General features: G+C 44.2%; 21 protein-coding genes and 1 tRNA gene. 21 read left to right on the forward strand and 1 reads right to left on the reverse strand.

The window, feature by feature from the left end; translation table 11 throughout:
* The first annotated feature begins 11 nt into the window (after positions 1-11).
* The 3 genes from AC1EKB_RS04395 (at position 12) to fdxA (ending at position 3,599) form a co-directional block, all read left to right on the forward strand.
* The gene (locus AC1EKB_RS04395; RefSeq protein WP_481248948.1) at positions 12-1,295 is read left to right on the forward strand and encodes an FAD-binding protein; all 1,284 of its coding nucleotides are present in this window, start codon (positions 12-14) and stop codon (positions 1,293-1,295) included.
* 211 nt (positions 1,296-1,506) lie between these two features.
* Entirely contained in the window at positions 1,507-3,138 is a 1,632-nt protein-coding gene (locus tag AC1EKB_RS04400; protein ID WP_481248949.1) for an APC family permease, read from the forward strand.
* A gap of 140 nt (positions 3,139-3,278) precedes the next feature.
* Positions 3,279-3,599, forward strand: coding sequence for a ferredoxin (fdxA, locus tag AC1EKB_RS04405; protein ID WP_128813788.1), 321 nt, complete (start codon positions 3,279-3,281; stop codon positions 3,597-3,599).
* Here the strand turns inward: fdxA and dinB are convergent.
* A complete protein-coding gene (dinB, locus tag AC1EKB_RS04410) occupies positions 3,596-4,927 on the reverse strand; it encodes a DNA polymerase IV (protein WP_415694554.1) in 1,332 nt (443 codons plus the stop codon). The two genes, fdxA and dinB, sit on opposite strands and share 4 nt — an antisense overlap.
* Positions 4,928-5,041: 114 nt before the next feature.
* Here dinB and AC1EKB_RS04415 point away from each other — a divergent pair, with 114 nt between their 5' ends.
* The 18 genes from AC1EKB_RS04415 to rpsC all read left to right on the forward strand — a co-directional run bounded on the left by AC1EKB_RS04415 (position 5,042) and on the right by rpsC (position 23,236).
* On the forward strand, positions 5,042-5,980 hold the full coding sequence (locus tag AC1EKB_RS04415; RefSeq protein ID WP_415694555.1) for an EamA family transporter: 939 nt from the start codon (positions 5,042-5,044) through the stop codon (positions 5,978-5,980).
* Between the two features lie 118 nt (positions 5,981-6,098).
* A tRNA-Ser gene (locus AC1EKB_RS04420) sits at positions 6,099-6,185 on the forward strand.
* Positions 6,186-6,502: 317 nt separating this feature from the next.
* Positions 6,503-9,946: an MSCRAMM family adhesin gene (locus AC1EKB_RS04425; protein ID WP_481248950.1), complete on the forward strand. Its 3,444-nt coding sequence runs from the start codon at positions 6,503-6,505 to the stop codon at positions 9,944-9,946.
* Positions 9,947-10,170: 224 nt separating this feature from the next.
* Positions 10,171-10,464, forward strand: a complete 294-nt coding sequence (locus tag AC1EKB_RS04430; protein WP_415694556.1) for a metal-sensitive transcriptional regulator — start codon at positions 10,171-10,173, stop codon at positions 10,462-10,464.
* Between the two features lie 102 nt (positions 10,465-10,566).
* A complete protein-coding gene (locus AC1EKB_RS04435) occupies positions 10,567-11,208 on the forward strand; it encodes an IMPACT family protein (protein ID WP_415694557.1) in 642 nt (213 codons plus the stop codon).
* A 111-nt stretch (positions 11,209-11,319) separates the two neighbouring features.
* A complete protein-coding gene (locus AC1EKB_RS04440; protein WP_481248951.1) occupies positions 11,320-12,021 on the forward strand; it encodes an AbrB family transcriptional regulator in 702 nt (233 codons plus the stop codon).
* 83 nt (positions 12,022-12,104) lie between these two features.
* On the forward strand, positions 12,105-14,273 hold the full coding sequence (gene malQ, locus AC1EKB_RS04445; RefSeq protein WP_481248956.1) for a 4-alpha-glucanotransferase: 2,169 nt from the start codon (positions 12,105-12,107) through the stop codon (positions 14,271-14,273).
* Between the two features lie 301 nt (positions 14,274-14,574).
* Positions 14,575-15,024 carry a 50S ribosomal protein L13 gene (gene rplM, locus AC1EKB_RS04450; protein ID WP_004131693.1) on the forward strand — a complete coding sequence of 150 codons (450 nt, stop codon included), beginning with the start codon at positions 14,575-14,577 and terminating at the stop codon, positions 15,022-15,024.
* A gap of 20 nt (positions 15,025-15,044) precedes the next feature.
* Positions 15,045-15,533, forward strand: a complete 489-nt coding sequence (rpsI, locus tag AC1EKB_RS04455; RefSeq protein ID WP_004131694.1) for a 30S ribosomal protein S9 — start codon at positions 15,045-15,047, stop codon at positions 15,531-15,533.
* A gap of 376 nt (positions 15,534-15,909) precedes the next feature.
* Positions 15,910-18,615, forward strand: a complete 2,706-nt coding sequence (adhE, locus tag AC1EKB_RS04460; RefSeq protein WP_481248952.1) for a bifunctional acetaldehyde-CoA/alcohol dehydrogenase — start codon at positions 15,910-15,912, stop codon at positions 18,613-18,615.
* A 320-nt stretch (positions 18,616-18,935) separates the two neighbouring features.
* Positions 18,936-19,244, forward strand: coding sequence for a 30S ribosomal protein S10 (rpsJ, locus tag AC1EKB_RS04465; RefSeq protein ID WP_003808013.1), 309 nt, complete (start codon positions 18,936-18,938; stop codon positions 19,242-19,244).
* 15 nt (positions 19,245-19,259) lie between these two features.
* The gene (gene rplC / locus AC1EKB_RS04470; RefSeq protein WP_004116043.1) at positions 19,260-19,910 is read left to right on the forward strand and encodes a 50S ribosomal protein L3; all 651 of its coding nucleotides are present in this window, start codon (positions 19,260-19,262) and stop codon (positions 19,908-19,910) included.
* A 5-nt stretch (positions 19,911-19,915) separates the two neighbouring features.
* Positions 19,916-20,581, forward strand: coding sequence for a 50S ribosomal protein L4 (gene rplD, locus AC1EKB_RS04475; RefSeq protein WP_004133440.1), 666 nt, complete (start codon positions 19,916-19,918; stop codon positions 20,579-20,581).
* A gap of 5 nt (positions 20,582-20,586) precedes the next feature.
* Entirely contained in the window at positions 20,587-20,883 is a 297-nt protein-coding gene (gene rplW, locus AC1EKB_RS04480; RefSeq protein ID WP_004114354.1) for a 50S ribosomal protein L23, read from the forward strand.
* A 34-nt stretch (positions 20,884-20,917) separates the two neighbouring features.
* Positions 20,918-21,748: a 50S ribosomal protein L2 gene (gene rplB / locus AC1EKB_RS04485; protein ID WP_004114355.1), complete on the forward strand. Its 831-nt coding sequence runs from the start codon at positions 20,918-20,920 to the stop codon at positions 21,746-21,748.
* Between the two features lie 15 nt (positions 21,749-21,763).
* Positions 21,764-22,042 (forward strand): 30S ribosomal protein S19, encoded by a 279-nt coding sequence (gene rpsS / locus AC1EKB_RS04490; RefSeq protein WP_004114357.1) that lies wholly within the window; start codon positions 21,764-21,766, stop codon positions 22,040-22,042.
* Between the two features lie 16 nt (positions 22,043-22,058).
* Positions 22,059-22,418 (forward strand): 50S ribosomal protein L22, encoded by a 360-nt coding sequence (gene rplV / locus AC1EKB_RS04495; RefSeq protein WP_004131697.1) that lies wholly within the window; start codon positions 22,059-22,061, stop codon positions 22,416-22,418.
* Between the two features lie 2 nt (positions 22,419-22,420).
* Entirely contained in the window at positions 22,421-23,236 is an 816-nt protein-coding gene (gene rpsC / locus AC1EKB_RS04500) for a 30S ribosomal protein S3 (protein ID WP_004131698.1), read from the forward strand.
* Positions 23,237-23,239: the final 3 nt, after the last annotated feature.

Raw genomic sequence — 23,239 nt, forward strand, 5'->3', positions numbered from 1 at the left:
GGATTAGTCGTATGAGTATGCAATCATCCTTATTGGAATCTGATAATCCAACTTTTGCAAATCTTACAACAATCGGCGTTGGAGGCTCTATTGCTCGTTTTGTAGAGCCTACTAGCAGAGTGGCTGTTATTGAAGCTGTAGAAGATGCAGATTGCGCTGGATTGCCTCTTTGCGTTATTGGCGGCGGATCTAACATGCTTGTAAGCGATGAACCGTTTAACGGAGTAGTTGTGCGTGATGCTCGGCGTGAGATTTGCGTTTTAGATGAGGCTGCTCCTGGCATAGATGGCGTTGATAAAACTAGCGGAGATTTCTTAGTTCACGTTAGTGCAGAAGCTGGCTGCAATTGGGATGATTTTGTGTCTCACACTATTGAGCTTGGATTGCAAGGCGTAGAAGCGTTATCTGGGATTCCTGGAACTGTTGGAGCGTCTGTAGTGCAAAACATTGGCGCATACGGTGCGGAAGTATCACAAAGTGTTGATTCTGTAGAAGTTTGGGATCGTAAAGATAAAACCACTTTTTATATGAATCTTGCGGATCTTAAATTTGGCTATCGCACGTCTGTTCTTAAGCAAAGCATGTATAAGGCGCCTGGTGTTGCTGCGGATTGCTTCTTCCCAACGCCTAGATACGTTGTTTTGTCTGTTACTTTTTGCTTAAAGCATTCAAAAACGGGTGTTGTGGCTCATTCGCAGCTTGCTCACGCGCTTGGCGTACAAGTTGGAGATAGGATGGAAACATCTAAGATTCGTCGCGAAGTTTTGCGCGTTAGAGCATCTAAGGGCATGCTCGAAGATGCTATGCGATACGCAAATAGGTGGATGTGCTACGCAAAAAGCGAAAAGGGCGTTGAGTCTTCGATTAGGCTTCAAAATGAAGACTATGTTTGTGGTGATTTGCAAGAGGGCGATTCCAAGTATGCGGACCGCCATAGTTGCGGAAGCTTCTTTATGAACCCGATTTTGACTAAGTCTCAAGCAGATTTGCTACCAGAAGATGCTCCGCGATTTGACGCCACTTTGCCAGATGGATCTAAAGGAGTTAAGACTTCTGCAGCTTGGCTTATTGACCATGCTGGATTCCACAAGGGATTTAGACTTGCTCAAAGCGATGGCGAAAAAAGTAAAGCTGGATTATCTTCTTTGCACACTTTGGCGTTGACTAATCGCAGTTGTGCAAAATGCAAGGATATTGTTGATTTGGTGCGCAAAATCATAGATGGTGTTTACGATTCGTTTGGCGTAAAACTTGTTCCAGAACCTGTTTTAATCGGTGTTAGTGTGGATTGTTAAGGTATTGTTAACACAAATTTAGCATAATTTAACATAATAAATTGCGATTTGTGTTGTGATTTTCCGATAGACAAAGTACTATGCTCTTTTAATATCGTAAAAATTATTGTTTGATGACGCTTAATGTGTGTTGAACCGTATTTTTTGCGATTTATAACATATATACCCTTATATGGAATGTTTTAGACGTAGTTTTAGAGAAGGTTGGATTATGCAAATATGGAGAAAAAAGTCTGTTGAACAGACTATTGCAGAAACAATGGATGGTGATCGCCATCTTAAGCGTACATTAAATGCTTGGGATCTTGCTGTTATGGGCGTAGCAGTTGCTGTTGGCGCTGGAATCTTCTCCGTTGGCGCTCAAGCAGCAGCATTCCACGCAGGTCCTGCAGTGATTATTAGCTTTATTATTGCTGGAATCGTTTGCGGAACGGCTGCAATGTGCTACGCGGAGTTTGCTTCGATGATTCCTGTTGCAGGTTCTGCATACACGTTTACATATACCACAGTAGGCGAGCTTATTGCTTGGATTATTGGCTGGGATATGATTCTGGAAATGCTTATGGCAGGATCCGTTATAGCTAAATATTGGGGCGTTTATCTTAACGATTTAATGCACTTGTTTGGTCTTAACGTATCTACTTCGGTAAAGCTTGGCGGTTTTACTTTCGATCTTGCTCCAGTAGTTATTGTTGCATTCTTTACGATTATGCTTGTTGTTGGAACAAAGCTTTCTGCTCGTTTTGACGGTGCTTTAACAATTCTTAAGATTGGTATTGTTCTGTTCGTTGTTGTTGTTGGATTCTTCTACATTAAGGCTTCTAACTTCACTCCATTCGTTCCACCTGCAACAGATGTTGCTAGCGTTAAGGGTATTCACGTTTCTGGTACTATGAGCCAGCCGCTCTGGCAGTGGATTACTGGTATGCAGCCAGCTGTTTACGGCGTTACAGGTATTCTTTCTGGCGCAGCACTTGTGTTCTTTGCATTCATTGGATTCGACGTTGTTGCAACTACGGCAGAAGAAACTAAAGACCCACACAAGAACATTCCTAGGGGCATTGGTCTTGGTCTTTTGATTGTGACTGTTCTTTACATTCTTGTTGCTGTTGTTACAACTGGTATGGTTTCTTACAAGGATTTGGCTAAGCAAGACGCTCCTTCGCTTTCTACGAGCTTTGAGCTTGTAGGTGCAACTTGGGCTGCTAAGATTATTTCCCTTGGAATTGTAATCGGCTTAACAACTGTTGTTATGGTTCTTCTTTTGGGCCTTACACGTATTGTGTTTGCTGTTAGCCGCGATGGTTTGCTTCCACGTAGCTTCTCTAAGGTTAGCAAGCGTGGAATTCCTGCACGTATTCAGATTGTTTCTGGCGTTGTTGTGGCAATAATCGCTTCTACATTAGATATTGGAATTCTTTCCGATATGGTGAATATTGGTACGCTTTCGGCGTTCTTGCTTGTTTCTGCAGGCGTTCCGATTATGCGCATGCGTAGGCCTGATTTGCATCGATCCTTTATGGTTCCTTGGAATCCAGTTTTGCCTATTTTCGCCGCGCTTTCTACATTCTGGCTTATGCTAAACCTTTCTGTGCTTACATGGATTCGTTTTGCAATCTGGCTTGCAATCGGCTTTACTGTGTACTTTGGCTATTCTTACCGCAATTCTTTGCTTGGAAGGCAACTTCGTAAAGCTAAGAAGCTTGGCGTTCCAGTAGAAACCTTGTTTGCACAAGATGCTGCTGCAGCCGAAAAAGTTGCGGAAGGCGAGTCGGAAGACCAAGCGCGAGCTGAAGCTGCTCAAGAGGCGGCCGTTGGGTCTGCTCAAGAATCTGCTCAGTAGGCTTTGCCTTTGAGACGTTGATTTGATTGTGTTGAGTCGGTATGCGATTTACGTATGCCGACTCAATGCGTTTTGCACTCGCAATGTGAACTATAATAGAAGAGTTAGTTTATTTTTGAGTGTGAAAGGGTGCGTTTGCTATGCCTTACGTTATTGCAGAGCCATGCGTTGACGTTAAAGATAAAGCGTGTGTTGACGAGTGCCCTGTTGATTGCATTTACGAAGGCGATCGCACGCTTTATATAAACCCTAACGAATGCGTTGATTGTGGCGCATGCGAGCCTGTATGCCCAGTAGAGGCCATTTTTTACGAAGACGATGTTCCAGAAGAGTGGGAATGGTATAAAGACGCTGCTGTTGAATACTTTAACAAACTTGGCGATTTAGGTGGCGCGCAAGAAGCTGGTCCATCTGGCTGGGATGAAGATCGCGTAGCTGCTCTTCCTAAAAAAGATGCTTAAATGCCCATTTGAGCGGCATCTTTACCATACTTTTTTCTTACTTCATCTAATACGTGCTCTGCGTGATTTATTCTTGCATGCGTATTTTTTATTGCGTTTTGCGCAATTTCTGTTGAATTTTTACGCATACTGTTTATAGCGTTTTCTCTTTCGTTCTCTTCTAAGATGTCACTAATCGTAGGCTGAACAAGCGCTTTGCTTTTATCTACAAGATTGCTTACGCTAATGCCAGCAAGTCTAACGGAGCTTAGTAAACAAACATGACTTCCGCCTAACTTATGATCATGAACCGTTGGATTTACTGATTCTAGTAAATTGCAAGCGTGCTTATAAATCTCTGGAGCGCAATCAGTAACATTTCTTAATGTTTTGCATCTTGTTGCATAGTGCAAATCGCTAAATCGCAATTTTAGCGTTACCGTTTTTGCCATTGTGTTGCGATTGCGTAATTCTTGTGCCACTTCGTTGCAGCAGTGCCTGATTAGGTTTTTCACTGCTGCAATATCCGTGGTGTCTTTATCAAGAGTGCTTTCTGTACCAATGGATTTTTCTGGAACGTGGGGCGTTACTTGCCGTGTGTCAATTCCTCGCGAAGTGTTGTAAAGCATTCGCGCAAGAACTTTAGACCCAGCAACTCGTTCTAGAGTCTTCTCATCTATACTTCTAAGCATCTCAATGCTGTTTATACCCCACGTAGCTAGTTTTTTAGCAAGCGCGGGTCCAATTCCTGGTATTGCTCGTAATGGCATTATTGAAACAAAGTCAGCATTGCGATTTTGGGGGATAATCAGCATTCCGTTTGGCTTTGCGTTCGTTGACGCCATTTTTGCGATTAACTTATTTGATGCAATCCCCACAGAGCAAGTGATATGAAATTTGCGCGCGACTTCGCTTCTTATCCACTCGCCTATGGCGATGGGCGTTTTCCAGCGCAACAACGCTGAGCTAACGTCCATGTAACACTCGTCTACAGAAACCTGTTCGACTTTATCTGTGATCTTTGAAAAGACCTCCTTAAAAATCCTAGATGAAATGGAAACGTAATATGGCATATCTACCGACAGGAAAATGCCATTAGGGCACAAGCTTCGTGCTCGCGCTGTAGGCATGGCTGAATTCACACCATACTTACGTGCTTCGTAGCTGGCTGCCGAAACTACGGAGCGCGAGCCTGTACCAATAATCACAGGTTTGCCAAGTAACCTAGGATTACGCGCCGCCTCGAGTGATGCATAAAATGCATCCATATCGATATGAAGTATTGTGCAGCCATACGCATTGCGCCCCCAATCGTGTTTAGCTGCATTAACTCGCGGTGCTGTGCTCATGAATTTATAGTAGAACAAACGTTCGATTTTGTGCAATAGCGTGTCGCAATAAGTTTTATGAAAAATCAGTGTAAAAATATGCAAATATAACTACTGCCGTGTAGGGTATGCTGTATGAAACAAATCATAGTAAACGCGCTAAATCGCATGCCTGTTTTGCTAATCGTTGTTGCAGAAGCTGCAATGGTCTATCTAGCAACGTCTATAGCAAAAGTCGCGTTTAGCCAGCTCGATCCGCTATATTCTGTGTGGTATCGCGTTGGGTTTATGTCTTTGTTTTTGCTTGCTTGGAGAAGGCCTTTTTCGCGTAAAAAGCGCGCTCGCAACTCTCTTCCTAAAACGTTAAAAGAATGGGCAATTGTTGTTGCTGTAGGCATTTCTGTTGTTCTTATGAACACGATGTTTTATTTAGCTATTAGTTGTATGGCTGTTGGAGTGGCTGTAACTATTGAGTTTGTAGGGCCTTTAATGGTTGCTGTTATAACTGGTAAAACATGGCGTGAACGCGTTGGTATTGTTATTGCGGCTTGCGGAATTGTGCTTCTTGCAAGCGCATCGATGGGGTCTAACGAAAGTCCGCATTTTCTTGTTGGCTTAGTGGCGATTCTTATTGGCGGATCAATGTGGGGAATGTACATCGTCTCGGGGCGTATGCTTGCAAGAGGTTCTAATGCAATTGACCGAGTTAGTGTAGCTATTTTGATTGGTTGGCTTTTGCAATCGAGTGTTCTTGGTGTTCCTGCAATTTTGCATGTTGTGCATCCTAAATCGAGTGCAACATGGGCTGCTCAGCCTTACGGCTCTTTGAAACTTCTTGGATTAATGGTTGTTATTGCGATTTGCGCGTCTTTTATTCCAACTCTTTTAGACCAGGTTTTGCTAAAGCGTGTGTCTTCTGCAAGATATTCAGTTATGCAAGCGCTTTACCCTGCGATTGCGGCGCTTGTTGGCATGGGATTTGGTGAAATGCCAACGTTGATTGATGTTTGCGGAATGGCTTTAGTTATGTTGGCTGTTGTGATTACATTTTCGGGAGATAACAATCCCGCATAAATACTGTTGCGCGCTGTATAAGCTTATTTTGTGCGTTTGGTGTGTCGCTGAAGCATTGTGCACGTCCTCAAGAGGTGATATAGTTTGAACCTGTTGCTATCTTGAATAGTTACAAAGTGGAGTCATGCCTGAGTGGCCGATAGGGGCACCCTGCTAAGGTGTTAGTCGCGTAAGCGGCTCGAGAGTTCGAATCTCTCTGACTCCGCGGTTTTAGCTCTAAATCGTTGAAAAATCAGCGGTTTAGAGCTTTTTTGTTTTGATTTTGCATATTACCTGGATTCCCTGTATTACCACTTAATCGCTGCCGATCGCCAGAAAACCGCCATAATTGTGTGTAATTGTGCACAATTGTGTATAACAATGTGGATAACTGCCCTCTAAAATAGCCTTTAACCACATTGAAAGTTTTTTATTTACAGATTGAAATTCCTAAATCATAGTTAGAGCATGAGCGATTTTTTCGTTCATCGTGGCTAGCAAAACGTTTGTCACGCAAGAGAAAACAACGTTTAAGGAGTTGATATGGGAAAACATGGATGTAAAAAGATTCCAATCTTTTTACGCAATAAGCGCACGCGAATGTTCTCTTTAATGACAGCGTTGCTGGCGACTATTGCAATTGTTGTTGGCAATGGTGTAATTAGCGGAGCGTATGCGTTCGACGATATTCCTACGTATATAAGCAATTACTCTGGTTGTGGAGCTGTAGGTAACTATAAAAGATTGTATTCAGTTGATGACGATACTACGTATTGCGTTGACACTCATGATCATGGAAGCTTGATTACAGATACTTCTTGGGGTGCTGTAATAAATAATCGTGATGTTGCGATTGCAGCAATGATGATAAAACTTAGTGTTAGTGGAGGTTATGGGCGTGGTGACTATAGAAACAGAGTTGCAATCGCTTATGCTATTCATGAACATTTTGAAGATAGAGCCAAATGGAATGAGGCGAAGCAGAATTCGTTCAATACTAAAGATTTTAGTGAAATAGCTAGTAAAGCTGATGAACTTTGGAATGAGGCTGCTAACAAAATTCCTACAAAAGTTTTATTCGAAAATAATTATGGTACTTCAGGCAGTTCTGGTGAAATAAAAGTAAAAGCAGAAGGAATTACAAGAACAGCATATAGCGGTAATAACGGTGTTGATTTTAAAATAACTGCATCGAATGAAAATATTAAGTTCAAAGATAATTACTACAACAACAATAGTGAATTAAAAGAAGAACGCAAAGGTTTTATACGTACAGACAAAGATTATTCAGATGATTTTGTTTGGGTTGCAACTGGAGAAGGCAAAGTTGATATTAATGGCGAATATTATCTTCCAAACTTGGATAGACGTGACACAAAAAACGGTTGCTACTTGCTTAGGTTGTCGCAATCTCCTGTGAAATATAATATTGATAGTTCAATTTCTATTGATGCGCATAGAAATTTCTACCCAACTGTTACATCAAAATCTGAAGTTAAAAAGTTAAAACTAGGCGATTCTGTAGAAGGCAATGTAAAAAGTGGCGTTAACTACGAAGATAATAAGCCTTGGATTAAAGATAAGAAGATTCGTGCGCGCGGATACTACTTTGTAGGATCGCATGAAAATATTCTAAAAGAACGTGCAGCGGGTAGTAATGTAGATGACTACCTAAAAGAGTTGCGCGCTGATTCTAACATTAGACAAGTAGGTGCAAGTGACGTTTACTTTACCAAATCAGGCGAAGAAGCTAAAACAGTTGTTCATGTAACAAATGGAGATATGAAACCAGAAAATCTTGAAAAAGCAACAGAATATAAAGTTGGTGAACAAGATGCTGGACTATTTGGTACATGGGTTTGGACTATTGCTAAAAACGAGCAAGATAGTGACGTTAAAGATTTTGTTTCTAGTGATTTTATTGAAGGTTTTGGTAAAGCACAATCTACTCTAACTCATATGGCAAAAGTAAACATAAAACATGTTAAAAATGCTAAAAATAAAGATTCAAATGAAGTATCAGACACAATTATTGTTAGTGGCGCGCCAAAAGATTACGGAATGTTTAAAGGTAATAAAGAGTATGGATTTGATGGCGATGAAAATATGAAAGTTCGCTTGTGGTGGATTGGGTATGAAAATGGCACTGTTGATAAAGAGTCTATAAGTAAGTTAAATCCAAAATCAGATAAAGAGCCTGAGGAAGACGATAATCACAAGAAAGTTGGCGAATGGTCAATTCCGCTTAGAAATGGCGTTTATACGATTGCTAACGGAAAAGTGATGCTAAAGGAAGCTTCTGCGGATGTTGCTGGTGCTAGTGATTCGGGTGGCAATACTGAAACTGGTAATGGAAAAGAAGGGCTAGATCTTGGAAAGAAAGTTGCCGATATTGTTAATTTGAAGTCTGGTAATTCTGGCGAAAGCGGAATGTATGTGTTTGTGTATGATTTCCCTGGTTCTTCTAGAGCAGAAGCGTTTAAAACAGCATTTAACGATGTAGATAGCAAGAGCGTGTTTAACAAGCAAAATGTGACTAATCATCCGAGTAAGAATGGTGAGGCTAATCCAGGTGGTGTCAATACAGGTAGTCAATCGCAGAGTGGTAATGCTCAAAATGGTGGTAAGCAATCTAGTGAGAATGTGCAAAATGATGACACTCAAAATGGTGCTCAAAATGGAAGGCAGAACACAAATCAGAATGGCAATCAGAATGGAACATCATCGAGTGAAAATACAAACAGTGGAAATGTTACGGGTAGTGAAGTTGGTCCAAAGACGTCTCCTAGTGGTGGTGTTGTAGATAATATTATTTCAAAACAGAATCCGCAGAATCCGCAAGGTTCTGGTAAGCAAGATAATCCTGGTAAGCAGGAGCCTGGTAAACAAGATCCTGGAAAGGGCGAGCCTGGTAAGCATGAGCAGCCTGGTGGTTCTAGTGAAAAGCCTAGCGGTTTGCAGCCTGGCGGAACGCAGAATAATGGCAGCGCAAGTAGCAGCCAAAATGGTGGTGCAAGCGATGTTAAGAATGGTAGCCAAAGTGGAGAGTCATCGGGTGAGCCTGCTGGTAGTGGAAATGTTACGGGTAGTGAAGTTGATCCAAAGACGTCTCCTAGTGGTGGTGTTGTAGATAATATTATTTCAAAACAGAATCCTCAGAATCCTCAGAATACGCAAGGTTCTAGTAAGCAAGATAATCCAGGTAAGCAAAATCTGAGTAAGCAGGATCCTGGAAAACAAGATAATCCTGTAAAAGATCAGCCTGGTGTGCAAAAGCCAGGTGGTTCTAACGAAAAGCCTGGCGGTACACAAGGTTCTAGTGCGCAAAATGAAGTTGCTGGTACACAGTCTGGCAGCGCGCAAGTTGGCAACAATGCGCAGTTTGGTGTAAACGCTGGAGCGAATAATAATATGCTCGGTGCGCTAGTAGATGCTGGAAATAATAATACGGTTCATCAAAATGCAAATGCGACTGGCGAGAGTAATGCTAAGAGTGATTCTAATAACGATAAAGTTAATGAGAAAAACAATAAAAAAGATAATCAAAGTAATGTTAAGACGGATTACCAGCATAAATCTGAGCATGTTGCAACCAAGGAAGATACCAAGGAAGATAAATATACATCTGCTAAATCAGGTACTATTCAGCGAGGTGATTCTAAGAAGGTTGATGCTCATCAAAGCGCCACTCAGCAGGGAAATTCTAAGCATGGGAATTCTCAGCAGGGAGATAACCAGCAGGTAGACAATCAGCATGGAGATGATCAACAGGTAATCGACTCTAACACAGAGCAGAATACGCAGCCAAATAATCAATATGCAAGTGGAGCAAAAAAATCAAAACGACGCCATGCTCGTCTAGGTGCTAATGTTGGGCGTCTAGTAACAACTGGCGTAAAAGTTGAAACAACGCTAATGTTCTCTTTGGCTATATTGCTTATTGCAGGATCTGTGATTTTGGCAAAACGTGTAGGGTGTGTTGCATAAAATCCCTCATAAAACATTTGGTGCATATGAGAATGAATTTGTAAAAAATATATATTGCGCTATATTAATAGAGTACTAAAACGGATAAGAATAGTTGCGTTGTATAATATGCATAATTTATTCTATAAGCATAGCCTTTTGTAGCTTATGGTTTTGCATACTATACAACGCACAATTATTGTGTAAATAGTATATAGAAGCACTGTTTCCACACGAGGTTTTTTATGAGTGACTACAACATAGATAAAGAAAAAATGTTGGTTCGTTTACATAGAGTATGCGGACAAGTTCACGCTGTTGAAAATATGATTGAAAAAGGGGAAGACTACAACAATATTCTTATGCAACTTTCTGCTTCTACGGCAGCGCTTAGAGCGGTTGCTCTTATAATTGCTCATCAAGAAATATCAAAAGCTTTAGAGGCTGCACAAAATGCTTCTGATCAAAAAGTTACAGATAAGAAAGTTGCTGAGCTTGTAGATGTTGTAGATCACTTAATGCGCTACGATAAGTCGTGATTTGTGATTCTAGCGGTTGCATATAATCTTTTTGTAGCTTTAAGACTGTTTGAATTGAAAACGATTTGAATATCGAATATCGAATAATATTAAATATCGAATATGAAGAATAAGCGAACCGTAACTGATTTGTGTGAAAATCCTGCGCACTTTGCTTTTGTAGAGAAGAAGTCTGAATTTATTTCGGACGCTTGCCATGTTTCAAGTGTTGAAGAAGTAATTAAGTTTGTAGAGTCAATTAGGCTGACTCACCCAAAAGCAAGGCATGTTGCGTATGCTGCAATTTTTACGGATAAAGATGGCAGATTGTGCGAGCGCATGAGTGATGATGGTGAGCCTGCTGGTACTGCAGGTAAGCCGATTTTGGACGTTATTAGGTCTTCTAATGTTGTAGACACAGTTGTAACAGTTACACGTTATTTTGGTGGAATTTTACTTGGGTCTGGTGGATTAATACGAGCGTATTCTGCTGCGGCTTCAGGTGCTGTAAAGTCTAGTAAAATAGCGGATATTGTAGAGTGTAATTGTTTTTCTTGCAAAGTTGAGTACGCGCATTTAAGAATGTTTAAGCATTTATTATTAAAAAACAATGCGGAAGTTATAAGCGAAGAATACGGCGTTTCTATTGAATTAAAAGTATGCGTGCCACGTGAAGAGTCAGATAGATTTCTGGAAGCAGTAAAAAATACGTTTTCTGGAGTAATAATTCCAGATTTTTGCGGTGTTTGCACTAGAATTTGCTGATTTTTATTTTTAGTGATTTTTTAGTAAGTTGTGTGTGATTCTTTTTTTAAGATTTGTGTTGCAAAGCTGATAGATTAGATAAGTGACTAAGCAAAGGTTGGTGAGTCTCTTATGAATGATGCGCAAAAGCTTAATGGCGGTGAGAAAAACGAAGATTTAGGCAATAGTGCAAGCCATGATTTATCTAATGAGTCTAATGAATCTAATAATTCCAATGCTTCATACGAGCCATTAACCGCTGTTTACGAGCATTTAAGGCATTCCAGTGATTCTAAAGAATTGCATGAATTTGCTATAAAAGAGTTGCCAGATAGGTCGGATCAGGCAGGATTTTCTAGAGCGACTGCACTTTTGGAAGCTGTAGCAGGAAATGCAAACACTCCAGAAGAAGATCGCGTTCACTTAGCAACAGTAATGCCATTCCCGAATATCTTGGTTAAGCTTTCTCAAGACGAATCAAGTAATGTTCGTTTAGCTGTTGCAAAGAACGAAAATGCTAAGAATTGGCTAGTTGGAAGGCTTACTAAAGATTCTTGCGCGCAAGTTAGAGATGCTGCTTTGTGCAATCCGCGAACATCTTGGAAAATGCGATTAGAAGGAGCGCAAACAAATGGTGTTAGCGCAAAAACGTTGGATTATCTAGCTTCTCTTGGTGCAAGCGAAGAAAGTAACGATTCGCCTGTGCTCTCTGCAATGGTAAGAAGAGCAGTGGCGCTTAATCCAGGTGTGTCGCAGCCAACTTTGATTGCTTTGTCTAAAGATAAGGATTCGGATGTATCACTTGCTGCGTCAGAAGTCTTAAATAAGTCTTGAATAAGTCTTGAGTATAAAAGTAAAATGAATAATAATTGCATACGTTTGCATTAAAACCCCACAAATAGACTACGATGGAAACTATGAACACTAAAAATGAAGAAACAGTGCAGCCAACAAGTCCGTTAAGGCGATTGGCTGAACTAATGGGCGTTCGTTCCGAATTCGTTGGATCGGATGGCGTAGAGCATCAAATCGCCGATAGCGTGCTTGTAAAAGTATTGCAATCACTATGCGTAGAAGCTCAAAACGATAAACAAATCGAAGAAGCAACTCAAAAAATCCTTAATGAGCGTCACACTCGCTTAGTTGCTCCAACAGTTTTGCACACTGTTGGTAAAGAAAGCGAAGTAAGCGTAAACACTGGGATTTTGGAGTATCCTACAGCAATACTTATTTTGGAAGATGGCAGTGAATACAAGGGTGATTTGCAAATTTCTCCTTCTAAAGACGATGTTGCAATCCCAGTAGACGGAAAGTTTGTAGCAACGTCTTTGCTTAAGATTCCTGCAGACGTTCCAATGGGCTATCATACTTTGCGCGTTAGTGTTGCCGACCGCGTAGAAGAGACCACTCTTATTAGCGCGCCAGAAAGCATTGATACGATTGAAAAACTAGAAAAAGATGGCAAGCAAATTTGGGGTTGGATGGCTCAGCTTTATTCAATCCGCTCCTCTAAGTCTTGGGGAGTTGGCGATTACGCAGATTTGGCAGATTTGCTTGTTAAAGCTAAAGAAAAGTCGGGAGCGGACTTTGTTCTTATAAATCCGCTTCACGCTGGAGAGCCAGTTGCTCCGTTAACGCCTTCGCCATATTTGCCTGTTGCTAGGTCTATGGTAAACGTTACGTATATTCGACCAGAAAGCATTCTAGAATACAATCTTCTTAGCGAGCAAGATCGCAAAAGCGTTGACGATTTGCATAATCAAGTAGAGCCGCTTAATAATGATGCGCAAATTATTGATCGCGATGCAATGTGGCGCGTAAAAATGCACGCTTTGTGGATTATTTTTAAGTCGGGCATGTCAGCCGAGCGCGCGCAAAAGTTTGAAGCGTTTAAGAAAGATATGGGAGACGCTCTTGAATCCTACGCAACTTGGTGCCTTTGCTACGACAAGTGGGGTGCGCCTAATGGCGATGACTGCTGGGAGAAGCATCTTACTAAAGATTCCGATGAGATTAGCGCTTTAGCAAAGCAATTCCCAGACACGCTAGAGTTTTATCGTTGGCTTGAGTGGATTGCGTTCGGCCAGTTGCACGACGCGCAAATGGCAGCTAAAAAAGCAGGAATGCGCATTGGAATTATGTCGGATATGGCTGTTGGCGTGCATCCTGCAGGCTCCGAGGTTTGGTGGAATCCTGAGCGATTCGCCAATGGCGCTTGCGTTGGTGCGCCTCCTGATTACTTCAATCAGCAAGGTCAAAACTGGTCTCAGCCTCCGCTTAATCCATTTGAGCTTGAGCGCACAGGCTTTAAGACCTACAGAGATATGGTTCATGGCATGTTTGCTTCCGCTGGAGCTGTGCGAATTGACCATATTCTTGGGCTTTTCCGCCTTTGGTGGATTCCAGAAGGATCTACTCCAGGAGACGGAGCTTACGTTTACTACGATGCAAACGTTATGCTTGGCATTCTTGCTATTGAAGCTACGCGCGCAAATGGCGTTGTGGTTGGAGAAGACCTTGGCGTTGTGCCAGCTGAAGCTCTAGAAGTTTTGGCTAAAAACAAGGTTCTTGGATGCACGGTTGAGTGGTTTGAGCAGAGGGATGGCGCGTTCCGCGAGCCTAAGAAGTGGCGCGAAATGACGCTTGCTTCTGTAAATACTCACGATTTGCCACCTGCTGCAGGATACTTAAACTACGAGCACGTTAATATTCGCGAGCGTTTGAATCTTCTTTCGGGTTCGGTAGAAGAATTCCGCGCTGATGCTGTTAAAGAGCATAATGCAATGCTTAAGATGCTTGTTTCTGGCGGATTCTTAAGCGAAAGTGCGCTAGAAGACGAGTCGCAGCATGAGCAAGAGATTGTAGAAGCGTTGTATAAAGCGCTTAAAGCTGCGCCTTCTAAGTTGCTTGCTGCGTCTATTGTTGACGCCACTGGCGAGCACAGAGCGCAAAATCAGCCTGGAACTAACGACGAATATCCAAATTGGCGTATTCCTTTGGCGGATGCTGATTGCAATCCTGTTCTTTTGGATGATTTGTTTGACTTGCCTAGAGTTAAGTCTTTAGCGCAAATCATGAATAAATAGAGGTATATGCGTGATTAATTGCGGGCTGCAGCGTTTGTTTTTGCTAGCGAGCGTTGCAGTCCGCAATTGTATAACGTTGTAGTCCGCGTTGTAGTCCGCGCTGTATGTAAAATAGAAGTTTGCAAATAGTCGTCATGTGGCGATATACTTGCAGATTGTTGTGTTTCCCTAAGGGGTCCTTCAAAGCGCTTTTCCCACTCGCCATCGAGGACTTTCAGGGAGCCCACGGATTATGAGTAGAGTATTTTCTATAAACCAAGAAGATATAAAGCTCGAAACACAATAGAGAAAAGGTACGATTGTGAAGACTTTCACACCGAAACCAGCAGATTTAACTCATGACTGGTACATTATCGACGCCACTGATGTGGTGCTTGGTCGCTTGGCTTCCCAGGTAGCTATTTTGCTTCGTGGTAAGAATAAGCCAACTTATGCTCCTCACGCCGATTCTGGCAATCACGTTATTATTATTAACGCAGATAAGATTGCTTTGACTGGCAATAAGTTGAGCAAGGAATTGTATTCCCACTCTGGCCGTCCAGGCGGACTTCGCCGCGATAGCTATGCTGAGCTTTTGGAGAAGAATCCAAAGCGCATCATTGTTTCCGCTGTTAGGGGAATGCTTCCAAAGAATCGTCTTGCTAAGGTTCAGCTTGATCGCCTTCGTGTGTTCACTGGCGCTGAGCATCCTCATATTTCGCAAAAGCCACAGGTCTTCGAGATCTCTCAGGTTAGCCAGCAGGCTAAGTGAATCGTAAGGAGAATATGATTATGGTAGATAACAACAACTCCGCGGTTCTTGAGAATGAAGAAGAACTGACTAGCTACACCACCGAAACCAACGCTGGTGCAGGCACTGGTACTTCCGCTATCGCTCCAGGCTATGGCACTGGTCGTCGTAAGGAAGCCGTTGCTCGCGTTCGCTTGGTTCCAGGTTCTGGTAAGTGGACTATTAACGGCCGCACTCTTGAGGAATACTTCCCATCTCGCTTATTGCAGCGCGAAGTTAATTCCCCAATCGTGCTTCTAAAGCTTGAAGGTAAGTTCGACGTTGTCGTTTTGGTAGACGGCGGCGGCACCACTGGTCAGGCTGGCGCAATCCGCTTGGGCGTTGCCCGCGCTTTGAACGCTATTGACCGCGATGCAAACCGTGCTTCCTTGAAGAAGGCTGGCTTCTTGACTCGCGACGCTCGCGTTGTGGAACGCAAGAAGGCTGGTTTGCACAAGGCACGTCGTGCACCTCAGTTCTCGAAGCGTTAAGCTGCGAAGAATTACAACTTCAATGGCTCCTGGCTTATGCTGGGAGCCATTTTTTGTTCATGTGTAATCGAGAATTAAGTTAAATGTTATTAATCGTTTGTAAGTAACATCTAAATCTAACATTCTAGAAAATTTTTCAGCAAATCGCACATAAATCATTACAAATAAGAACAAATAACGAACATTAGAGTATAAACCTCGCTCATAAATAGCGCAACTCGCTGCAAACTCCAAATAGTACAGTAAATCAAGTAAATTGTGAAATGTATCACATACCAGCATTATGATGCGTCTTTCATAGAAGATTATGCATGTAAATGTTGATGTGCAAAAAGCGTAGAAGTACGTAAGGAATCTAAAGATCAAGGAGGACCAAATGGCGCAGGCGCAAGAAACAGCGCAAGAAAATGTGCTCGATGAAAAAGAGCAAGCGGCATTAGTTGCAAAACAAGAAGTTGATGAGTTAGCTAAAAAAGCAAAAGTCGCTTTAGATGAATTTGAAAAGTTAAATCAGGCTCAAGTAGACAGAATTGTAGCAAAAGCATCGATTGCAGCTCTAAACAAGCATTTAGTCTTAGCAAAAATGGCTGTTGAAGAAACAGGCAGAGGATTAGTAGAAGATAAAGCTACAAAAAACATCTTTGCATGCGAACATATTACGCATTATCTTGCAGGCCAGCGCACAGTAGGCATTATTCGCGAAGACGATGTTCTTGGAATCGACGAAATCGCTGAGCCAGTTGGCATTGTAGCAGGCGTTACACCAGTCACAAATCCAACGTCTACAGCCATTTTTAAGTCGCTAATCGCACTGAAAACTCGTTGCCCAATTATTTTTGGCTTCCATCCATTTGCCCAAAAGTGCTCCGCAGAAGCGGCAAGAATTGTGCGCGATGCTGCAATAGAAGCAGGAGCGCCAGAAAATTGCATTCAATGGATTGAGCATCCATCAATCGAAGCTACGGGAGCTTTAATGAAGCACCCAGATGTTGCAACAATTCTTGCAACGGGCGGCCCTGGAATGGTTAAAGCTGCTTATTCTTCTGGTAAGCCAGCATTGGGCGTTGGCGCAGGAAACGCTCCAGCGTACGTTGATGCAGATGTAGATATTGAGCGCGCTGCAAACGATTTAGTGCTTTCAAAGCATTTTGATTACGGCATGATTTGCGCAACCGAGCAGGCGATTATTGCGCATAAAGACGTATATGATCCTTTGAAGCTCGAATTAACGCGCCGTAAAGCTTACTTTGTAAACGAAGAAGAAAAAGCAAAGCTTGAGAAGTACATGTTTGGTTGCACGTCTTATAGTGGCCAAACTCCAAAGCTTAATTCTGTTGTTCCTGGAAGGTCGCCTCAATTTATTGCGCAGCAGGCTGGATTTGAGATTCCAGAAGATGCTGTGATTCTTATTGCTGAGTGCAAAGAAGTTGGCGAGATGGAGCCTCTAACAATGGAAAAGTTGGCTCCTGTTCACGCTTTGCTTCTAGCAGAAAATAAAGAACAAGGCTTTGAAATGTGCGAGAAAATGCTTGTGCACGGAGCTGGTCACACTGCTGTGATTCATACCAATAATCAGCAGCTTGCTCGTGAATATGGCAGCCGCATGCATGCTTGCCGAATCATCTGGAACTCCCCAGGATCTTTGGGTGGTGTTGGAGATATCTACAATGCAATCGCGCCTTCTTTAACTTTGGGATGCGGTTCTTATGGTGGAAACTCTGTTTCTGGAAACGTTCAAGCGGTAAATCTTATTAATATAAAGCGCATAGCGCGAAGGAATAACAATATGCAATGGTTCAAGATTCCGGCCAAAACGTATTTTGAGCCGAATGCTGTTCGCTATTTGCGAGACATGTATGGCATTGAGCGCGCAGTTATTGTGTGCGATAAAGTGATGGAACAGCTTGGCATTATAGACAAGGTGATTGATCAGCTTCGCGCTAGAGATAATCGCGTAACGTTTAGGATTATTGATTACGTTGAGCCAGAGCCAAGCGTTGAAACTGTTGAGCGCGGCGCGGAAATGATGCGCGAAGAGTTCCAGCCAGACACGATTATTGCTGTTGGCGGCGGATCTCCTATGGATGCTGCAAAAATTATGTGGCTTCTTTACGAGCATCCAGAAATTTCCTTTGCTGATTTGCGCGAAAAGTTCTTCGATATTAGAAAGCGCGCGTTTAAGATTCCGCCTCTTGGTAAAAAAGCTTGCTTGATTTGCGTACCAACGTCTTCTGGAACAGGATCGGAAGTGACTCCGTTTGCTGTTATTACAGACCATAAGACTGGCTATAAGTACCCGATTACGGATTACGCGATTACGCCTTCGGTTGCAATCGTGGATCCAGTTTTGGCGCGTACGCAGCCTAGAAAACTTGCTTGCGATTCTGGTTTTGACGCTTTGACGCACTCTATGGAAGCTTTTGCTTCTGTTTATGCTAACGACTTTACGGACGCAATGGCATTGCATGCAGCAAAGTTGATTTGGGATAATCTTAACGATTCTGTTAATTCCAATGATTCCGAGCGAAAGATTCAAGCGCAAGAAAAGATGCATAACGCAGCTACTATGGCTGGAATGGCGTTTGGTTCGGCGTTCCTTGGTATGTGCCACGCAATGGCGCATACAATCGGCGCTTTGTGCCATGTTGTGCACGGCCACACAAATGCGATTTTGCTGCCTTATGTGATTCGCTACAATGGTCAAATTCCACAAGAGCCTACAAGCTGGCCAAAGTACAATCGCTACATTGCTCCTGAGCGCTACCAGCAGCTTGCTAAGAATCTTGGCGTAAATCCTGGTAAAACTCCTCAAGAGGGCGTTGAGAATTTGGCGCGCGCTGTTGAAAACTACAGAGATAATCTTCTTGGCATGGACGCAACGTTTAAGGCTTGCGGTGTGGATGAAGAATACTACTGGTCTTTGTTGGATCAGATTGGCATGCGTGCTTACGAAGATCAGTGTGCTCCTGCAAATCCGCGTATTCCTCAAATCGAAGATATGAAGGATATTGCGATTGCAGCGTATTATGGTGTTTCTCAAGAAGAAGGACATCGTATGCGTTTAGAGCGCGAGTCGAAGTGATTATTGCGTAATTTATTGCATATTTAGTTACAAATGGCAGAGGCTGCACTAGCTGTAGTTTCTGCCATTTTTCGTTGGAAAATAGCCGACACGCCCGATTTTTGTTAATCCAAGGTTGATGGTTTAATTACTTAGTTGCCTGTTTTTAAGGCTCGCATATTGTAATTCAAAAAAGCGAGCGCAGAAACAGAAATCGCAGTTTTTTGTTGATTTTTGTAGGCTGCGCACTGATGTGGAATGGCCTTTAGTGTCTATTCTCCCGGTGCCCTTTAATACAGGTTGGTAAACAGTAAACGAATCGCTAGAAAGGGCGGACGGCAATGGCGGGACAGAAAATCCGCATCAGGCTTAAGTCCTATGACCATGAGGTCATCGACCAATCGGCGAAGAAAATCGTCGAGACGGTGACGAACGCGGGCGCCACAGTAGTGGGTCCGGTTCCTCTGCCGACCGAGAAGAACGTGTTTGTTGTTATCCGTTCTCCTCACAAATACAAGGATTCTCGCGAGCATTTCGAGATGCGCACTCATAAGCGCCTCATTGACATCGTTGATCCAACGCCAAAGGCTGTGGATTCTTTGATGCACATTGACCTGCCTGCGGATGTAAATATCGAGATTAAGCTGTAGGAAGGGGGGTAAATAATGTCGCAAAATAAGAATCGCACTGCTTTGCTCGGCCGTAAGCTGGGCATGAGCCAGGTTTGGGATGAAAACGGCCTTTTTGTCCCCGTAACTCTGGTTGAGGTTGCTACCAACGTAGTTACCGCTGTTAAGACCGAAGAAACTGACGGTTATTGCGCCGTGCAGCTCGGTTATGGCCAGATTGATCCTACCAAGGTTACCAAGCCATTGGCTGGTCACTTTGCAAAGGCTGGCGTGACTCCTCGTCGTCACCTCGCTGAGGTGCGCACTGAAAATGCAGCAGATTACAAGCCAGGTCAGGAATTGACCGCTGAGGTATTTGCTGAAGGTGCAGAAGTTGACGTAACGGGTACTACAAAGGGTAAAGGCTTTGCTGGCACAATCAAGCGTTGGGGCTTCAAGTCTTACCGTCGTACTCACGGCTCGCACAAGAATGAACGTCGTCCAGGTTCTGTGGGCGCATGTGCAACTCCAAGCCGCATTTTGAAGGGCAAGCGTATGGCTGGTCGCATGGGTCATGTGACTTCTACTGCGCTCAACCTCACAATCGTTTCTTCGGATGTTGAGAACGGTATTTTAGCTATCAAGGGTGCTATTCCAGGACCTAAGGGTGCTATCGTTCTAGTCCGTTCGGCAGTGAAGGGAGCCTGATTTAAATGGCAAACGTAACTCTGAACGTAACTGACACCAAGGGTAATGCAAACGGCACTGTTGAAGCTCCTGCCGAGATTTTCGGTATCTCCAACGAAGACGTTTTGGCTCACGGCCCATTGGTTCATCAGGTCGTTATTGCTCAGCTTGCTGCTGCTCGCCAGGGTACTCACGCGGTTAAGAATCGCGCTAACGTATCTGGTGGCGGTAAGAAGCCATGGAAGCAAAAGGGCACTGGTCGTGCTCGTCAAGGCTCCATTCGTGCTCCACAGTGGGTACATGGTGGCGTTGTACACGGTCCAGTTCCTCGCAAGTACGATCAGCGTACTCCAAAGAAGATGAAGGCAGCTGCTCTTCGTTATGCTCTTTCGGATCGTGCAAATGCTGGTCGCATTGCAATTGTGGACTTTGGCATTAAGGATGTTCCATCCACAAAGGCAGCTGTTGCAGCACTCACACCAGTAACTAAGGATCAGTTCACCACTGTTGTTCTCTCTCGTGAGAACATTAACGAGTGGATGTCTGTTCGTAACATTCCTACGGTGCATGTGATCTTCGCTGATCAGCTCAACACCTACGATGTCATCACCGCTCAGTACGTCGTCTTCTCCAAGGAAGGTTTCGAAGCCTTCGTTGCAGCTAAGACCGAGCCTGAAGTTAAGGAGGCCTGATTCAAATGGTCGCAGTCCATAACCCAGCACATGACATCATTTTAAAGCCAGTTGTTTCTGAAAAAAGCTATGCAGCTTCCGATCGTGGCCAGTACACCTTCGTTGTAGCTCCAAACGCTAACAAGGTTCAGATCAAGCAGGCTATCGAAGAAATCTTCAAAGTCAAGGTAACGAATGTTAACACCTTGAATCGCGCTGGCAAGCTCAAGCGCTCTCGCACCGGCTTCGGTCGTCGTGTGAATCAAAAGCGCGCTATTGTCACCGTGGCACAAGGCCAGACAATCGATATCTTTGGTAACTGAAGGCTAGCCGAGAAAAGTAAAGGAATACTATATTATGGCTATCCGCGTTTATAAGCCTACGACTGCAGGACGTCGTAACGCTTCGGTTTCGGACTTCTCCGAGATTACGCGTTCTACTCCTGAAAAGTCGTTGGTACGCAAACTCAGCAAAACTGGCGGTCGTAACTCTTACGGTCGCATGACTTCCCGCCATCGCGGCGGCGGACACAAGCGTCAGTATCGTCTCATCGATTTTAAGCGTTGGGACAAGGATGGCGTGCCAGCAAAGGTCGCTCATATTGAGTATGACCCTAACCGTTCCGCTCGCATCGCATTGTTGCATTATGCAGATGGTGAGAAGCGCTACATTATCGCTCCTGAAGGCATTTCCCAGGGAGATGTTATTGAGACTGGCGCCCAGGCTGATATTAAGCCAGGCAACAACTTGCCTCTTAAGAACATCCCAACTGGTACCGTGGTTCACGCAATCGAGCTTCGTCCACTTGGTGGCGCAAAGATTGCACGCTCCGCAGGTGCTGCCGTTCAGCTCGTAGCTAAGGATGGCGCTTACGCTCAGTTGCGTATGCCATCTGGCGAAATTCGTAACGTGGACGCTCGTTGCCGCGCTACAATCGGCGAGGTTGGCAACTCCGACCACGCTAATATCGAGCTTGGTAAGGCAGGTCGTGCTCGTTGGCTTGGTCGCAGGCCAATCACCCGAGGCGAATCTATGAACCCTGTTGATCACCCTCATGGTGGTCGTACCCGTGGTGGTAAACCACCTGTTTCTCCATGGGGCAAGGGCGAGGTTCGTACCCGCCGTCCGAAGAAGGCTTCGAACAAGATGATTGTTCGTCGTCGTCCGAATGGTAAGAACCGCAAGTAAGGGAGTGTCGAACAGATGACTCGTAGCATCAAGAAGGGCCCTTTCGTCGACGCCCACTTACAGAAGAAAGTCGATGAACAAAACGACAAGGGCACGCATAACGTCATCAAGACGTGGTCGCGTCGTTCGATGATCACTCCTGATTTCATTGGACACACCTTTGCCGTACACGATGGCCGCAAGCATGTGCCGGTATTCGTTACCGAAGCAATGGTTGGTCATAAGCTCGGTGAATTCGCCCCAACCAAGACCTTCAAGGGTCATGTGAAGGACGACAAGAAAGCACGCCGCTAAAGGAGAGTTAGGACACATGGAAGCTAAAGCAATCGCTCGTCACGTACGTGTGACGCCGCGCAAGGCTCGCCGCATGGTCGACCTCATCCGAGGCAAGCGTGCAAGCGAAGCTATTACCATTTTGAAGTTTGCTCCTCAAGACGCATCGTTGCCGGTGCGCAAGGTTCTTGAAAGCGCGATCGCTAATGCTCGCGTTAAGGCTGAGAAAGCTGGAGAACCATTCCGCGAGCAAAACTTGGTCATCAAGGAAACTTATGTGGATGAGGGTGTAACGCTTAAGCGTTTCCGCGCTCGTGCACAGGGTCGCGCTGCGCGCATTAACAAGCGCACAAGCCATATCACTGTTATCGTCTCGCTTAAGGAAGGGGATCGCTAAAGATGGGTCAGAAGATCAATCCTTTCGGCTATCGCCTGGGCATTACCGAGAATCATCGCTCTAGGTGGTTCTCCGATTCTACTAAAGCCGGCGAGCGTTACCGTGACTTCGTCCTTGAGGATGACAAGATTCGCAAGGAAATGAGCCATGACCTCGAACGTGCAGGCGTGTCCCGCATTGTTATCGAGCGTACCCGTGATCGCGTTCGTGTGGATATTCACACTGCTCGTCCAGGTATTATTATCGGTCGTCGTGGCGCAGAAGCCGAGCGTGTTCGTGCAAAGCTTGAGAAGCTCACTGGTAAGCAAGTACAGCTCAACATCTTTGAAGTAAAGAACGCTGCACTTGACGCTCAATTAGTTGCTCAGGGAATTGCGGAACAGTTGACTAACCGCGTTACATTCCGTCGTGCTATGCGTAAGGCACAGCAAGACGCAATGCGTGCAGGTGCCAAGGGTATCCGTATTAAGCTCTCTGGTCGCCTTGGTGGCGCCGAAATGAGCCGTTCTGAGTTCTACCGCGAAGGTCGCGTTCCACTGCAGACCTTGCGCGCCCTTATTGATTACGGCTTCTTTGAGGCCAAGACCACTTACGGCCGTATTGGCGTAAAGGTTTGGATTTACAAGGGCGATATGACTGAGCGTGAGTTTGAAGAGCAGCAGGCTCAGCAGGGTAAGCGTGAAGGTCGCCGTGGCGATCGTCGTCCACGTCGTGGAGCACGCTCTGCCAATCAGCAGAAGGCTACCGAGGCACAGGCCGAAAAGCCAGCCGAGGCTGTAGCTGCTGAAGCTCCTGCCGCAACGGAAACGAAGGAGTGAGCA

The sequence above is a fragment of the Gardnerella sialicivorans subsp. sialicivorans genome, from assembly GCF_056746795.1.